We start from the raw sequence: 16958 nt of genomic DNA on the forward strand, positions 1-16958 counted from the left end.
AATAAAGTTTTATATAGATAAAAGCATTAGTAAAAATTTTAGATTTTTATTAGTGCTTTTTGTTGTTTAGAACAAATTATATGCTGTTAAATACAAATCTGTTGTTCCAAATTTTAACAAATGATAAAAATATATAGGATTAAATTTTAGAAGTAATGGTGATTAAATGAGTGAGAATAGTAAAGGGAAATTAGTTAAGAATATTATTTCCTATATTGTTATGTCAATAGTATTTATTTTTATGGTTATATCAATTTTAAGTAATTTTGGGTTATTCGGATATAAATTTTATGATATTTTGACAGGAAGTATGAGTCCAACAATAAATCCTGGAAGCCTTATTATTGTGAAGGAAATAGATAGTAATGAGATAAAGGAAGGAGATATTATAACTTTTAAAGGAAGTAGTACAAGCGACCTAACAACACATAGAGTTGTTGAAGTAATAGAAAAGGATAATAATATTAAATTTCAAACAAAAGGTGATGCAAATGATGTTTTAGATCCTATGCTTGTTGATGAAGGACTTTTGGTTGGAAAAGTAATATTTAATATTCCTTATATGGGAAAGGGTATGAGCTTTATAAATAAATATAGAGTAATCATAGTAATTTTAATAATAGCTTATTTATGTTTTGGCACATTTTATAAGGGAGCTAAAGCAATTAAAAATAAAGATTAATTTAATTTCATGGAGGGTTTTATGGGAAAGAAAAAAATTATAGGGTTATGTTTAGCAGTAGGATTAATGGTTGGTGTAGTTGGAGGATCATTTGCGTGGTTTACTGATACAGATGCAGTAACAAATAGTTTTGCAACACAAGGCAATGGAACAGATGAATCTAATGGAATAAAAATAGAGGAAATATTTGATAGTGAGTTAGCAGGTAAGGTCTTACCAGGAACTGAAGTAAATAAAGATGCTAAAGTTAAAAATACAGCTACTTATGATCAAATTATAAGAGTTAAATTTGAAAAGAAATGGACAAAGACAAACGATAAGGATTTAAGCCTTGATTTCATAGAATTAAAATATCAAAATACAACTACATCAAATGAAGCAAATAAATGGATTAAAGGCACTGATGGATACTTCTATTACAATGGAGTTGTTCCAGCTGGTGGAGCTACAGAATATCTTTTAGATAGTGTTACTTTAAGTTCTCAAGTTAACAATGATTACAAAGATGCAAAATATGATGTAATAGTTCATGCAGAAGGTATACAAGCTGCAAATGGGGCAGTAAGTAATCAGTGGACAACTGCACCAGATGCTATAAAGAATTTAGGTGGAACTTCACAACAAAAGTAATAAATTATAAAAATAAAGGAGTGAGATGATGAAAAATATTTTCAAGATATTAGTATTATCTTTATCACTTCTTTTAATGATTGGAACTGTAGGGGATGCAACAGAGCTTGCACCCCCTAATGTTGAATTAGAAGGGAATGCTAATGGTATAGTATATATTCCTGGCGATGAACCTTTCTTAGAATTTAAGGGTATGGTTCCAGGGGATAAAATAAAAAGAAGGTTGGTATTGAGTAATAAATTTACAGACTCTTATGAAATATTCATAAGGGCTGAAAGAATAAGTGAGAAAGAAGAATATGATTTACTAGAAAAGTTAAAGATGAAGATAGAATATGATAATAGTACTTTGCATGAAGGGGATGCTACAGGACAACAAAGTATAGCAACTAATGTATCACTTGGGAAAATAAATCCGGGGGAAAGTAAAGAACTAGTAGCAGAAGTAGAACTTGATGGAAAGGGCACAGGAAATGAATACAAAAATAAATCTGGAGAGGTTAAATGGATATTCACAGCTGTAAGAACTCCAGGTAAAGATGAAAATACAGGAGGAAACACTTCTAATAATAATTCATCTAATATAGATTCATCAAGTAAACCACCAAAAACAGGAGATAATGGGATATTAGGATATTTAATAGTTATTGCTTCATGTTTTATCGTATTTAAAGTAATTAATAGAAAGGGGAGAAAGGCATAATGAAGAAAACTAAGTTAATTATATGTGCAGCAATTGGAATCACAATGCTATTCCCAGGAGAATTAATTACAAAAGTATATGCTCAAGGTAAGGAAATAGCTAGATGGTTTACAGATAGTGATAGTGCAACAAATAACTTTGATGTAGCTAATATTGACGTGGAGATTGATGAAGATTTTAAACAACCTACTGATTGGAATGGAAGCACACATGAAAAGCTAGTTAAAGTTCAAAATAATAGTACTGGACCTGCACTAATAAGAATTAGCATACAGAAGCGTTGGGTAGATGAAAAAGTAAATCTATGGGCAGGAGATACAAATTTCATTAAACTGAATTTCTCAAAACATGCGGGAAAACTTTGGGTTGATGGAAAAGATGGATACTTCTATTACAATAAAATATTAGCTGAGAAGGAAGTTACTGAAGCGATATTGGATTCTGTAGAGCTTAATATTCCTGATGAGCTAAAGGATAGATACAAAAATAAAGAAGTAATTGTTGATGTAAAGACTGAAGCAGTTCAAGCGACAGTTGATGGATATAATGCGACCTGGAAAAACTTAAATGATGATATAAAGACTATGCTAGATAAATTATGTAATAAAGGATAGGGAGGTAGCTATATGAGAAAACAGAAAAAAAGAAAATTTAACTTCTTCAAAAAGATGGCTATAGCTCTAGCATTTATATTATGTAATTGCTTTTTAATAAATGCAATGGCAGAGCCATATAGTCAAGTTAATAATAGTAGTAAAGCTCAAAGTAATAGAGAGCAAGAAACTAATGGTATAAAAAATAGTAAGACAGCAAAACCAACAGGAGTTGAAGGAGAGTATGAAATAGAATTAAAGGTTTCAGGGACTCCAACAACTAAAACTGTTCCTGTAGATATAGTAATGATAATGGATACATCAGGTAGTATGGAAGACGATATGATTGAACTTAAAAAAGCTATGACAAGCTTCACAAAGAAAATACTTAATACAGAAACAGGAGTAAAGGACTCACAAATATCAGTAATTAAATTTGCAAGTGATGCTAGCCTTCTTCAGGTTTTTTCAAAAGATGAATCAACTATAAATAGAAAAATATGGTTTACAGGAGTTGGGGGAGGAACAAATGCTGAAGCAGCATGGTTAAAAGCAGGAGAACAGCTATCGGAGGCAAGAACAAATGCAAATAAATATGTTTTATTCTTTACTGATGGATTACCAAATAGAACTGTAGAAGGTAAGGGAGATGCTGTTAAATGTGCTACAGAAGCTTATAATAATACAGTTAAAAATCATTCAGTAAAAGCTTATTCAATTGGATTAATGAGAAATGTATCCGATAGAGATAAGAAAAAAGCTGAAGACTTTTTACAAGCTACACAAAATGCAGGAAGATATTTAATTAATAATAAGGAAATAGATCTAAGTAAAATATATGATCAAATTGCAGACAATATAAAAACAGATTCATCAATGGCAAATAATGCAATTATAACAGATGAAGTTACAAAAGAATTTGAAATCGTAAATAATGGAGCTGATGCTAAAGTATATAAGCCATTAGAAGGTGGAAAAGAAGAGCTACTAGATATAAAGCCTATAGTAAATGGAAATAAGCTTTCTTGGGATCTTGGAAAGGTTGGTACTGAAGGTAGAATAATTAGATTTAAGATTAGGCTTAAAGATGAGTATTATGGAATGGGCGATGAGAAGATACCAACAAATGTAGAAGCAACTATGAAATATGAAGATCCGTCAGGAGATATCCAGATAATAACTTTTGAGAAACCAACAGTAAATGTGCCTTACAAGAAGGGTAAGATTACAATTATAAAAGAAGTTAAGAATAATACGGGTTTAACAGCGCCTAAAGATGATAACTTTAATATTTCACTAACTGGAAAAGAAGGTATAGGTGAGTATAGTGTTAAGTTAAAAGGTGGAGAAACAAAAACTTTAAACTTCACATTAAAGCATAGTAATGCAAATGTATCGCCAGAAAACCTAAAATCCAAAGATTTCTTAAATATTGGAGAATATGATATAAGAGAAATAGTGCCAATGAATTATGAACTTGAAGATATATATGTAAATGATACTAAACTAGATAAAAATAATAGTAAATTTACAATAAATAATACAGATAACAATATTACAATTAAAGTAGTAAATAAATACGTAAATGATAAATACTTCTACGACAAAGCTGAAAAGGAAAATGTATTAGAACTTAAAAAATAAATTAAAGCTAATTGTAAGAGTAGGACTCTTTTGTAAATAAGCTCTGAAAATTCAGGGCTTATTTTTTATGAATCATTACTTTAAAGGAGGATATTATATGAAAAAAATTATAAATATAGTTCTTATAGTGGCAATAATACTTTCACTATATAAAGTCATAACAAAAGTGATAGATTATAAAGAAAGTAAAAATACATATGAAAAAATTCAAGAAGTAAAAAGCGATAGTAATGATTTTAGTAAAGAACTAATGAAAATAAATAAAGATTATAAGATGTGGATAGAAGTGCCTAATACAAATATAGATTATCCTGTAGTACAAGGAAAGGATAATGATTTCTACCTAAATCATGATTTTAATAAAAAAGAAAGTAGCTCTGGAGCTATTTTCATGGATTATAAAAATAATATAAATAAAGATAAAAATATAATAATCTATGGGCATAATATGAAAAATAAAAGTATGTTTCAAAATCTTATGAAATTTAAAGACGAGTCGTTCTGGAAAGAAAACAATGAAATTATCTTAACTATTGATGGGAAAAGATATGAATATGAGATTTTTTCATCTTATATAAGCAATGCTGGAGATGTAGATTTAAAAACTAATTTTAAAAATGATGATGAGTATTTAAAGTATATAGATAATATTAAGAAAAAGTCTATTTTTAATAGAGATATGGACATTAAAAGTGATGATAGAATAATAACCTTAAGTACATGTAGTTATGAGAAAGATGATGCTAGAATGATTATTCATGGAGAATTAAAAAGATGAAGATAACATTATAATATAAGAGCGTTAATTAACAGTACGCTCTTTTTTATAGATTTTTATTTGGAATATTATATATTAAGTAAAAAAGTTTAAAAAGTTTTCGACAAATGATATTACGTACTGTGAAGTATGAGTAAAACATTTCAATTATAAAAACAAATAAAGCGTTTTGAAAACGATTTTATGGATGATGATGGAATAATTTTAATTTGTAATTAAATAAGATTAGAAGACTAATTGTATTAGGGATATTTTGGATTTAAAAATGTAGAAATTTTTTTGTTTAAAGAAAATATTAACATATGTTAATATTATAGATATAAATTATTAATAGTTTATTAAAAAATATATTAAACAATTTGGGTATACATAATAATAAATTTTAACACGGTAATATAACAAAATTTAAAAAAAATGTTGTTATATATAAAAAAATCATATTTTTTTATAAAAAGGATTGAAATATAAAAATATATGATATAATTATTAATGCTTATGAACAAATTGTTAATTATATTTAAATAATATTAACAAAAGGTATGTAAACAGAAAGGGACTAGGGGGAAAAAGATGAGTGAAGAAAATATAAATATTAGTGAAATATTTAGTGCTTTAAAACAAAGGTATAAGCTTATAATAGCCATTACTTTAGGTTTTACATTAGTATCTGGAATTATAACTTTTTTTGTTATAAAGCCTAAATACGAAACTAACGTAAAACTTTTTATAGGTAAAAATGAATCAAAGAAAACAGAATATAACAGTAGTGAAGTTCAGATGTATCAGAAACTCTTAACTACATATGCAGAAGTTATAAAAACTGATGACTTGATTGAAAAAGCATTAAAAGAAAAGAAAATAGATAAAGAAATAGATAAGGTTAAAGGTGCTTTAAAGGTTACACCTAGGGCAGATACTCAAATATTAGAGATTTCATATACTGATAAAGATAAAGAGTTAGCATTTAATCTTATTAATGGTATAACTAGCAATTTTATAAGAGACTCAAAGAAACTTATTCCAAATGGGAATGTTCAAATAATTGAGAAAGTTAGAATGCCAGAAAAACCAGTAAGCCCAAATAAGAAACTTAATATACTTATAGCATTCGTACTTGGATTAATGGTGAGTGTTGGATTATCACTTCTTTTAGAATTCATGGACAATACATTTAAAAGTAAAACAGATTTAGAGCAAGCATTAGATTTACCAGTATTATCAACTATACCAGAGTTTGATAGTCTAGATTTAGAAGATAGAAGATCTGGAAGAAGGAGGTAAGTTAATATATGTTTATATTAGAAAAACAACCAAAATCAGTTGAAGCTGAAAGTTATAGAATATTAAGAACAAATATAATGTATTCATCTTTTGATAAAAAAATAAAAAGAATATTAGTTACAAGTTCAGAGCCAGGTGAAGGTAAATCAACAACATCAGGTAATTTAGCACTTGCTTTTGCACAAGATGAAAAGAAAGTTATATTAATTGATTGCGATTTAAGAAAGCCAAGTTTACATAAGAAATTTAGAATTTCTAATAATAGAGGTCTTTCAGATGTAATTATTGATAAAGATAAGTTAAGTAAGTGTATACAAAAAAGAACAGAATATTTAGATATACTTACAGCAGGTAAAATACCACCAAATCCATCAGAAATGTTAGGATCAAAGGCTATGACTAGCTTATTAGATGAATTATCAAGTATTTATGATGTAATTGTATTAGATAGTCCACCAGTACTTGCGGTAACTGATGCACAAATTCTTTCAACTAAATCAGATGGAGTAGTACTTGTTGTTAGAGCAGAGAAAACTAAAAAGGATGCAGTAATTGCAGCTAAAGGAGTTCTTGATAAAGTTAATGCAAATATTTTAGGAACTGTTTTAAATGGTGGAGATAAAAATAAAGATAATTATTATTACTATTATGGACAATAGTAGCAATAAGTATATTGATATTTATATAAATTAGAAGATTAAATAAATTCATTATAATCTCTGTTTACATTTTAAGGCTTGTCGAAATTAATAGAAATTTAAGTAAAAATATCACATGATATACTATATGTTACCAAAATATGAACTAATAATTAATATAATGCAAATTATGTTAAAAAATAAAGAAAAGAATGGAAGAAGTCTGTATAATTGTTAGGTAGATAAACTTTACTTAAATTACAACTAATATATATTAGTTGGTTTGAATCGAAAAGAGGCAGGGGGATAAAGATTAGATGAATGAAGAAAATATAAATATTAAAGAGATATTTGAAAGTTTAAAGAAAAGGTACAAGCTTATAATAGCTATAACTTTAGGGTTTACACTAATCTCTATAATATTAAGTTTTTTTGTAATAAAGCCTAAGTATGAAGCAAGTACTAAGCTTTTTATAGGTAAACAAGAAAGTAAGAAAACAGATTATGATAGTAATGACGTACAGATGTACCAAAAGTTACTAACTACATATGCAGAAGTTTTAAAAACAGATGACATAATAGAACAATCATTAAAAAAATCACATATTGATGAAGAGGTAGATGCAGCTCAAAAGAATTTAAAAGTTACGCCAAGAGCTGATACTCAAATATTAGAAGTATCATATACAGATAAAAATAAAGAAGATGCTGCTAAGTTCTTAAATGCATTGACTAGCAATTTTATGAAAGAATCTAAGAAGCTTATACCAAATGGAAATACTCAAGTTATCCAAAAAGTAAAGGTTCCAGAAAAGGCGGTTAGTCCTAATAAGAAATTAAATATACTTATAGCTTTCGTCCTTGGTCTTATGATAAGTGTTGGAATATCACTTCTTTTAGAATTTATGGATAATACATTTAAGTCTAAAGATGAACTAGAAAAATTCTTAGAGATTCCAGTACTTGCAACAATACCAGATCATGATGCAGATAGTAGAAGTGACAGAAGGGGGAGAAGATAAGAGATATGTTTATAGTTTCTAAAGATCCAAAATCAATAGCAGCAGAACATTATAGAATATTAAGAACAAATATTCAGTATTCTTCATTTGATAATGAAATAAAAAAAATATTAGTTACAAGCTCAGAGCCTGGAGAAGGTAAATCAACAACAGCTGGTAACTTAGCATTAACATTTGCACAAGATGGAAAGAAAACAATTATAATAGATTGCGATTTAAGAAAACCAACAGTGCATAAAAAGTTTAATATTTCAAATACAGTTGGGCTTTCAGACGTAATGCTTGATTATAAAAATATTAATAAAGCAATACATAATGTAGATAAAAACCTTTATGCACTTCCAGCTGGAAAGGTTCCACCTAATCCATCAGAAATGTTAGGATCAAAGGCACTAGATGCATTATTAAATGAATTAGCTAAAATTTATGACGTAATAGTTATAGATAGTCCTCCACTTCTTGCAGTAACAGATGCCCAAATACTTTCTAAAAAAGTAGATGGTACTGTACTAGTTGTTAGATCAAACTTTACAAAAAAAGATACAGTACTTGCAGCTAAAGAAGTATTAACTAAAGTTAAAGCAAATATATTAGGAACTGTTTTAACTAGAGCAGATGAGAAGAAGCATGGATACTATTATTATTACGGTAATTAATATGGGGGAATGAATTTATGATTGATATCCATTCACACATTTTACCTGGAATAGATGATGGCTCTAAGAAAATAAGTATGACTTTAGATATGATAAAAAGAGCTAGTTTAGATGGTACTACAGATATAGTAGCAACTCCACACTATAGAAAAGGTTACTTTTATGTACCTTACAAAGAAGTAAAAGAGATTGCTACAAATATTAATAAGTTAGTTAAGTCAGAAGGGATAGATTGTAACATACACTATGGCCAAGAAGTATATTATTCTGAAAGCATAATCGAAGATTTAGAAAATGGAGAAATTGGAACTATTAATGGTGGGCAATATATGCTTGTAGAGTTTCCTATGAGAAGAATTCCAGAGGAAGCTATAGATTATATGTATGAATTAAAGCTTCGAAATATAACTCCAATTATTGCACATCCTGAAAGATATAAAGATTTTATGAATGATATTACTAAAATAAATGACTTTATAAATGAAGGATGCCTATTTCAAATGAATGCAGGAAGTATACTTGGTGAGTTTGGAAGTGAAGTTAAAAAGTGTGCAGAGAAGCTTGTTAAAAATAGAATATATAATTTTATAGGTTCTGATGCACATAATGATACAAGTAGAAAAACAGGAATTTCTGATGCACTTTATGCTATTTCAAAAATGGATAAAGTTTTAGAAGAAAACATAAGAGAAAGCTCTATAAAATTATTAAATAATGATTATGTAGAGTTTATAGGTAAGGAAGTTAAGAAAAAGAAATTATTTTCTATATTTAGATAAGTTATTTTTAATTAAGGGGGATAGGTTTTGGAAAGGATAAAAAATAATAATGCTACTTTAGATAGAGAGTATAATAACGAATCAATTATTTATATTTTCTTAAAAAGATTAATTGATTTACTTGGATCAGTTATTGGATTAATAGTTTTATCTCCAATCATTCTTATTGTATCTCTACTTATAAAGTTTGAATCAAAAGGTCCAGTAATATTTTCTCAAGATCGAATAGGAAAAGATGGAAAAGTATTTAAGATGTATAAGTTCAGATCTATGGTTGTAAATGCAGAAGAGCTTAAAGAAAAGCTTAAAGAACAGAATGAAATGTCAGGACCAATGTTTAAAATGAAAGAAGATCCTAGAGTTACAAAGGTAGGAAAATTTATAAGAAAGACAAGTATTGATGAATTACCACAACTCATAAATATTCTTAGAGGAGATATGAGTTTGGTTGGGCCAAGGCCATCATTACCTAAAGAAGTTGAACAATTTGAGGGTTGGATGATGGAAAGACTTGAAGTTAAGCCAGGACTTACATGTTACTGGCAGGTATATGGACGTAATAATATTGATTTTGAAGATTGGATGAGGCTTGATATAAAGTATGTAAGGGAAAGAAATACTTTAATTGATATAAAATTAATTTTTAAGACAGTTTTCGTACTGTTTGGAGATGAAAATGCTAGATAAGGGGATGTAGAAGATATGAAAATAGCGGTAGCAGGAACAGGTTATGTTGGATTATCTAATGCAGTATTATTAGCTCAACATAATGAAGTTATAGCAGTAGATATAATTCAGGAAAAGGTAGATATGATTAATAATCGAATATCTCCGATAGTAGATAAAGAAATAGAAGAATATTTAACTAATAAAGAACTAAATTTAGTTGCAACTACTGATGCTTATAAAGCGTATAAAGATGCTGATTTTGTAATTATTTCAACACCTACGAACTATGATCCAGAAATGAATTACTTTAATACAAGAAGTGTTGAAGCTGTAATTGCAAATGTACTTTCTATTAATCCAGAAGCAATAATGGTAATTAAATCTACGGTTCCAGTTGGATATACAAAGAAAGTTAAAAAAATGTTTGAAACTGATAATATAATTTTTTCTCCAGAGTTTTTAAGAGAAGGAAAGGCTTTATATGACAATCTTTATCCTTCAAGAATAATAGTAGGAGAACAATCTGAAAGAGCTAAAAAGTTTTCTGAATTATTAAAGGAAGGAGCTATTAAAGAAGATATTCCTATATTATTTACTGATAGTACAGAAGCAGAAGCAGTTAAGCTTTTTTCTAATACTTATTTGGCTTTAAGAGTTGCCTATTTTAATGAATTAGATACTTATGCAGAGGTAAGAGGACTTAATACTAAACAAATTATTGAAGGAGTAGGACTAGATCCAAGAATAGGAAGCCATTATAATAATCCTTCATTTGGATATGGTGGATATTGTTTACCTAAGGATACTAAGCAATTAAGAGCTAATTATGCTGATGTACCTAATGAAATTATTGGAGCAATAGTTGAAGCTAATAGAACTAGAAAGGATTTTATTGCTGAGCAAATTATTAAAAGAAATCCAAAAACTGTTGGTATTTATAGATTAACTATGAAAACTAATTCAGATAACTTTAGAGCTTCTTCTATTCAGGGAATAATGAAGAGAATTAAAGCTAAAGGAATTGAAGTTGTGGTTTATGAACCTGTTCTTAAGGAAGAAAGTTTCTTCAATTCTAAAGTTATTAGGGATTTAAGTGAGTTTAAGAAAGTTTCTGATATTATTGTATCAAATAGATTAGCAGAAGAATTATTTGATGTAGAAGATAAGGTTTATACTAGAGATTTATTTAATAGAGATTAATAATATATAAATAATATATAAATAAATGAGGAATTGAAATGAAAAAAATTTGTTTTATAGCTTCAACAGGGGGGCATTTTGAACAATTAATGATGCTTAAGCCACTTATGGATAAGTATGAAAGTTTTATTGTAACAGAAAAGACAGGATATTCAGTTATAAAAGATAATAGAAAGATTTATTATTTAAAACAAGTAAATAGACATGAGAAAACTTTTATATTCAACATGATAATTAATATGAGTAAGAGCTTTAATATTTTTATAAAAGAAAAACCAGATGTTATTATTTCTACTGGAGCATTAGCAACTATACCTATGTGTTTGTTATCAAAACTTTTTAGGAAAAAAATTATATTTATTGAATCTTTTGCAAAGATAACTTCGCCTACATTAACAGGTAAATTAGTATATAAGTTTGCGGATCAGTTTTATGTTCAATGGGAGAAAATGAAAGAGTTTTATCCAAATGCTATATATAAGGGGGGGATATATTGATTTTTGTAACCTTAGGATCTCAAAAGTTTCAATTTAATAGATTATTGAAAGAAGTAGATAGATTGATTGAGGAGGAAATGATAAAGGAAGAAGTATTTGCTCAGATAGGATATAGTGATTATAAACCTAAAAATTATGAATATAAGAATTTTTTAGATAGAGATGAATTTACAGATATAATGAGTAAATGTGATAAAGTTATTACTCATGGAGGCACTGGGGCGATAATTGGAGCTGTTAAAAAAGAAAAAAAAGTAATTGCTGTTCCTAGATTAGCTAAGTATGGTGAACATGTTGATAATCATCAGTTACAAATAGTAAAGCAATTTGAAGAAATGTGTTTTATTAGTACGTGTAATGATATAAAAGATTTAAAAGATATATATAATGAAATTGAGGATAGAAAACGAGATACATATGTTTCAAATACAAAAACAATTATAGAAAGTATAGAACTATTCTTGAGAAGTCTTTAGAAAAAAAGGAGCTTAAAAATGAGTTTAATAAAAGTATGTTATAGAAAAACATTAAGTATTTTGCCTGATAAATTGGCTAATGGAATCATTTTTTTTAGAGGATATAGGAAGATAATGAATTTGAGAAGTCCTAAGTATTTGGGAGAAAAAATTCAATGGTTAAAAATGTATGGGGATTTAGAAGAACTTGGACAATATGTTGATAAATATGAAGTTAGGAAGTTTGTAGAAAATACTATTGGGGAAAGATATTTAGTTAATACATTTGGTGTTTATAATGATGTTGAAGAAATAGATTTTAATAAATTACCTAATCAATTTGTTTTAAAATGTACAAATGGAAGTCAGGCAGTACTTATTTGTAAAGATAAAAATAAATTAGATATTGAAAAAGCAAAAAAAGAAATGAGAAGATGGTTAAAGGGGAAATTTTATAAAATAAAAAAAGAATATCAATATAAGAATGTAAAAAATAGAATAATTGTTGAAGAATATCTTGAAGATGAAAGTGGGGATTTAAGAGATTATAAGGTTTATTGTATAAATGGTGAACCGTATTACTATTCTGTATTTTCGGAGAGATTCACAGATAAGACAACTGATATGTATGATAAAAATGGAAAATGGCTACCAGATGTATTGAATGGAGGACCTAATAGTAAAATAAAAGGTAAAAAACCATTAGATAAGTTAAAAAATTTAGATGAGATGTTAGAAATTTCAAGAAAATTAGCTGCTCCATTTACATTTGTAAGAGTGGATTTTTATATTGTTAAAGGAAAAATATATTTTGGAGAATTAACATTTACTGATGGTGCTGGAGGAGAACCTATAAGGCCATTAAGTTTTGATTTGAAATTAGCTCATAATATTAAATTAGAATCGGTATTAAAAAAAGAAAATATTATAATAAAATAACTAATAAAAATAAAAAATGTGGAGAATGAGAAGTAAATGAACAAAAAAATATTAATTATTGGGCCTAGTACAAGGCGTTCTAAAGGTGGAATGGCTACAGTAATAGAGGGAATAATGACAGATAATAAACTAAATTCTAATTACAATATAAAAATGCATGAATCTTATTCAGATGGAAACATATTATATAGACTTATTTTTTCAATTGTAGCATATATTCGTTTTATATTTATTTATAATAAGTACGATTTATTTTATATTCATATGGCATCATATGGCAGTACGTTTCGAAAGGGATACTATATTAGATTTCTTAATAAAAGAAACAAAAAAATTATTTTACATGTTCATGGAGCCGAATATCTTATATTTTATAATAATTTATCAGAAAAGAAGAAGAAAAAAGTACAAGAAATATGGTTAAATAGTCACACTGTAATAGCATTATCCGATAAATGGAAGACTGAATTCGAACACTTATTTAATCATAAGAATATTATAGTAATTAATAATGGGATAGATACAGAACAATATGAAAATGGAAAGTGTATTATAGAAAATGTAAGACATAAATTTTTATTTTTAGGTCGTTTAGGAAAACGAAAAGGTACATATGATATAGTGTCAGCAATAGAAAAATTAACTAAAATATATCCAGATATATTAGTTTATATGGCTGGAGATGGTGAAATTAGTCAAGTTAAGAATTTAATAAATAAAAAAAAGCTTAATAATAATATTAAAATTATGGGATGGATTGATTTTGAAAATAAGGTTAAATTATTACAGAAAGTATGTACTGTCTTATTACCTTCTTATAATGAAGGTCTTCCTATGACGATATTAGAAGGAATGGCAGCAGGAAAAGTTATTATAAGTACTAATGTAGGTGGAATACCCGAGTTAGTTGAAAATAATGTAAATGGATTAATTATTAATCCTGGCGATATCGATGCACTTTGTAAAGCTATGAAGAGAGTTATAGAAGAAAAAAAATTTGTAGCGATGTGTTCAGTAAATAATTTAACTAAAATTGAATTCAATTTTAGTAGAAAAAAAATGCATGCAGAAATTTATAATGTATTTAGCAATCTATAGATATAACTCTTTATTAAAGGTTTAGGAGTTAATTATGAATGAAGTAACAAAATTAATAAGGTTAAGAAAAAAATTTAATAGTAGAATATTAAAAAAGGTTATAACGAAAATTATTTATTTTTTAGGAGCAGACATTCCGGTTGATGTTTATGTAGAAAATAATATAGAGTTTTGTCATAATGCTTTGGGAACGGTTATACATCCTAATACAATAATTAAAAATAATGTATCTATTTATCAAAATGTTACTGTTGGAAGAGCAAAAATTAAAGATAAAAATGAAATAAAAATTATAATAGATGAAGGAGCTGGTCTGTGTGCAGGTTCAAAAATTTTAGCAAAAGATAAATTGATTGTTGGTAAAAATACGATTATAGCTGCAAATTCTGTACTGTTAGAGTCTACAGGAGATAATGAAGTCTGGGGAGGAATACCTGCTAAAAGGCTAAAGTAGTGATATTTAAAATGATGGGAATAGGGAAAGATTATGGATGTAAGTTTTATTATACCAATTTATAATACAGAAAAAAATTTATTATTAAGATGTTTTGATTCGATATTAAAAATAAGAGGTATTAAATATGAAGTATTATTAGTTGATGATGGTTCAAAAGCGTTTGTTGAAGAATTTTGCAAACAATTTATCAAGAATCATAAAATGTTTCATTATTTTAAAAAAAGTAATGAAGGAGTTAGTATAGCAAGAAATTATGGGATTAGTAAAGCAGTAGGAAACTATTTATTTTTTATTGATTCGGATGATGTTATTGTACCTAATATTTTTAACAAATCTTTATTAGATAATTCGACTGATATGGTTATTTTTGATTTAGCATTAGTTAATAAATCAAAATCATTAGTGTGGAATTCATTTGAATGTAATCCGGGGAATATCGACAGTATAGATGCAATTTTGTCTATGATGTATAGTGGAAGACTAAATAGCCCATGCGCAAAATTGATAAAAAGGGATTTGGTAGTTGGAAATAAAATATATTTTGATAAAAATCTTATAACAGGAGAAGATGCAGATTTTATTTTAAATATTTTATTATTATCTCCTTCAATTTATTATATAAATGAAGTGATTTATCAATATTGGAGAACTGAAGAATCAAGTAGAAGAAGGATGATTTCAAATTCAGCAAAATTAATTGATAATTATGAATCTCATAGAGTTAAAAAAACAAAGATTGTAGATAATCTTCAAATTGATTTTATGTCAAAGCAAAATGCAAAAAGAGCATTAGTTTTAACTGAAATTAAGAGTTTATTTAATTTAGCATTAGATTTACAGAATGAAGGAGCATTATTAGATTTATCAAAAGAAAAAATAACAAAAGCAATTAAAAATATTAAGTTAACTATTTTATTAGAATGTGATTTGCTCACTAAATTAAGATATTATATATTGTACAAACAAATGTGGATATTAATACCCATAATTGCACACCTAAGAAATATATATTCATCTATAAGAGGATTACATACATAAATGTTTGAAAGAAGAGGATTAAAAGATAATGTGGATATATTTAATTTGTTTTGCAGTTTCATGTTTATTTTTGAAAATTGCAGATCTTAGTAAAAAAGGGGCAATATATAATATTTTTATCATAATGGGGCTTATTATTCCTTGTATACTTGCTGGTTTTCGAGCTGATACAATAGGAACAGATGTACAAGTATACGTTAAACCTATGTTTGAAGCAGCATTATCATCGAGTGATTTTTCTCAATATCAGGGTATGAGATGGATTGCTTCTTGGACATATATGTATGTGCATGATATAGAAATAGGATTTTCTTTACTTGTATATATTATTGCAAAAGTATTTGGAAATATGACTGTTTTGTTAACTTGTATTGAGATTCTAATCATTTTTCCTTTCTATAAGGGATTATCTTATTTTAAAAAGGATTTTCCAATGTGGTTATGTATGCTTGTTTTTTATTTAATGAATTACAATGTTACTTTAAACATGATGAGACAATGGATTGCTATGAGTTTACTATTTTATGGATTTAAATATGTAATAGAAAAAAAATTAAAGAAGTTCATTTTTATAGTATTAGTGGCAATGACATTTCATACTACAGCTATATTGGGGATTTTATTTTATTTTATATATTCATTTATTTATTCAGGAAAAAATAAAAAAAGAATTAAAATTTTTATATCTTCAAGAAAATATATTTCTTTAGAAAATTTAAATAAAGTTTTTATTATAACTATCGTGGTTTGTTTAGCATTACTAAGTATACAGAGCATAGCTATATTTTTAAATAATATAGAATTAGGTAAATATGCTGCTTATATTCAAGGTGACGTATACTTATTACCTATACAAATTATATTAAGAGCGCCTTTTATAATATTAATACTTTTAAATTGGAATAAATATAATGAAAAATATAATATGGCTCCAATTTTCTTAGTAATGATGATAATAGATTTATTAGTTTCACAGTTAGGAAGTATTTCTCAATATTCATGGAGAATTGCTACTTATTTTTCTATGTTTAATTGTTTATCATATCCTTCTATCTGCTTAATTTGGAAAAAAAGGATTACAAGGATTAGTTGTGATATTTTGTTAATTATGTATTTAATTTCGTATTGGGTATATTATTTTGTTTTAAAAGGGGTTCATCAGACTATACCATATATTATTGCTTAGTTTTGAATATTAA

General features: G+C 26.9%; 20 protein-coding genes. All 20 read left to right on the top strand.

What is annotated here, in order from left to right:
* Positions 1-166: 166 nt before the first annotated feature.
* The gene (locus ACZ5TJ_RS03195; RefSeq protein WP_464201234.1) at positions 167-682 is read left to right on the top strand and encodes a signal peptidase I; all 516 of its coding nucleotides are present in this window, start codon (positions 167-169) and stop codon (positions 680-682) included.
* Between the two features lie 21 nt (positions 683-703).
* Positions 704-1312 carry a BsaA family SipW-dependent biofilm matrix protein gene (locus ACZ5TJ_RS03200; protein WP_464201236.1) on the top strand — a complete coding sequence of 203 codons (609 nt, stop codon included), beginning with the start codon at positions 704-706 and terminating at the stop codon, positions 1310-1312.
* 28 nt (positions 1313-1340) lie between these two features.
* Positions 1341-2015 (top strand): LPXTG cell wall anchor domain-containing protein, encoded by a 675-nt coding sequence (locus tag ACZ5TJ_RS03205; RefSeq protein ID WP_464201238.1) that lies wholly within the window; start codon positions 1341-1343, stop codon positions 2013-2015.
* The gene (locus tag ACZ5TJ_RS03210) at positions 2015-2629 is read left to right on the top strand and encodes a hypothetical protein (RefSeq protein ID WP_464201239.1); all 615 of its coding nucleotides are present in this window, start codon (positions 2015-2017) and stop codon (positions 2627-2629) included. The genes ACZ5TJ_RS03205 and ACZ5TJ_RS03210 overlap by 1 nt, the downstream gene beginning before the upstream one ends.
* Positions 2630-2641: 12 nt before the next feature.
* On the top strand, positions 2642-4252 hold the full coding sequence (locus ACZ5TJ_RS03215; protein ID WP_464201241.1) for a vWA domain-containing protein: 1611 nt from the start codon (positions 2642-2644) through the stop codon (positions 4250-4252).
* Positions 4253-4349: 97 nt separating this feature from the next.
* Positions 4350-5030, top strand: a complete 681-nt coding sequence (gene srtB / locus ACZ5TJ_RS03220) for a class B sortase (RefSeq protein ID WP_464201243.1) — start codon at positions 4350-4352, stop codon at positions 5028-5030.
* Between the two features lie 570 nt (positions 5031-5600).
* Positions 5601-6311 (top strand): YveK family protein, encoded by a 711-nt coding sequence (locus tag ACZ5TJ_RS03225; protein WP_464201245.1) that lies wholly within the window; start codon positions 5601-5603, stop codon positions 6309-6311.
* 8 nt (positions 6312-6319) lie between these two features.
* The gene (locus ACZ5TJ_RS03230; protein ID WP_464201247.1) at positions 6320-6970 is read left to right on the top strand and encodes a CpsD/CapB family tyrosine-protein kinase; all 651 of its coding nucleotides are present in this window, start codon (positions 6320-6322) and stop codon (positions 6968-6970) included.
* A gap of 296 nt (positions 6971-7266) precedes the next feature.
* A complete protein-coding gene (locus tag ACZ5TJ_RS03235) occupies positions 7267-7971 on the top strand; it encodes a YveK family protein (protein WP_464201249.1) in 705 nt (234 codons plus the stop codon).
* Positions 7972-7976: 5 nt separating this feature from the next.
* Positions 7977-8627: a CpsD/CapB family tyrosine-protein kinase gene (locus tag ACZ5TJ_RS03240; RefSeq protein ID WP_464201251.1), complete on the top strand. Its 651-nt coding sequence runs from the start codon at positions 7977-7979 to the stop codon at positions 8625-8627.
* A gap of 17 nt (positions 8628-8644) precedes the next feature.
* Positions 8645-9406 carry a tyrosine-protein phosphatase gene (locus ACZ5TJ_RS03245; RefSeq protein ID WP_464201253.1) on the top strand — a complete coding sequence of 254 codons (762 nt, stop codon included), beginning with the start codon at positions 8645-8647 and terminating at the stop codon, positions 9404-9406.
* 36 nt (positions 9407-9442) lie between these two features.
* On the top strand, positions 9443-10093 hold the full coding sequence (locus tag ACZ5TJ_RS03250) for a sugar transferase (protein ID WP_464202265.1): 651 nt from the start codon (positions 9443-9445) through the stop codon (positions 10091-10093).
* Between the two features lie 15 nt (positions 10094-10108).
* Positions 10109-11275, top strand: a complete 1167-nt coding sequence (locus tag ACZ5TJ_RS03255; protein ID WP_464201255.1) for a nucleotide sugar dehydrogenase — start codon at positions 10109-10111, stop codon at positions 11273-11275.
* Positions 11276-11313: 38 nt separating this feature from the next.
* The gene (gene pssD / locus ACZ5TJ_RS03260; protein ID WP_464201256.1) at positions 11314-11772 is read left to right on the top strand and encodes a PssD/Cps14F family polysaccharide biosynthesis glycosyltransferase; all 459 of its coding nucleotides are present in this window, start codon (positions 11314-11316) and stop codon (positions 11770-11772) included.
* Positions 11769-12248 (top strand): PssE/Cps14G family polysaccharide biosynthesis glycosyltransferase, encoded by a 480-nt coding sequence (pssE, locus tag ACZ5TJ_RS03265; RefSeq protein ID WP_464201257.1) that lies wholly within the window; start codon positions 11769-11771, stop codon positions 12246-12248. The genes pssD and pssE overlap by 4 nt, the downstream gene beginning before the upstream one ends.
* An 18-nt stretch (positions 12249-12266) precedes the next feature.
* Positions 12267-13166 (top strand): ATP-grasp fold amidoligase family protein, encoded by a 900-nt coding sequence (locus ACZ5TJ_RS03270; RefSeq protein WP_464201259.1) that lies wholly within the window; start codon positions 12267-12269, stop codon positions 13164-13166.
* Between the two features lie 36 nt (positions 13167-13202).
* Positions 13203-14264 carry a glycosyltransferase family 4 protein gene (locus ACZ5TJ_RS03275; protein WP_464201260.1) on the top strand — a complete coding sequence of 354 codons (1062 nt, stop codon included), beginning with the start codon at positions 13203-13205 and terminating at the stop codon, positions 14262-14264.
* Positions 14265-14298: 34 nt separating this feature from the next.
* Positions 14299-14718 carry an LbetaH domain-containing protein gene (locus tag ACZ5TJ_RS03280; protein WP_464201261.1) on the top strand — a complete coding sequence of 140 codons (420 nt, stop codon included), beginning with the start codon at positions 14299-14301 and terminating at the stop codon, positions 14716-14718.
* Between the two features lie 33 nt (positions 14719-14751).
* Entirely contained in the window at positions 14752-15759 is a 1008-nt protein-coding gene (locus tag ACZ5TJ_RS03285; protein ID WP_464201262.1) for a glycosyltransferase family 2 protein, read from the top strand.
* A 28-nt stretch (positions 15760-15787) separates the two neighbouring features.
* Positions 15788-16945, top strand: a complete 1158-nt coding sequence (locus ACZ5TJ_RS03290; RefSeq protein ID WP_464201264.1) for an EpsG family protein — start codon at positions 15788-15790, stop codon at positions 16943-16945.
* The last annotated feature ends 13 nt before the right edge of the window (positions 16946-16958 follow it).

It is taken from the genome of Clostridium budayi (assembly GCF_055396605.1).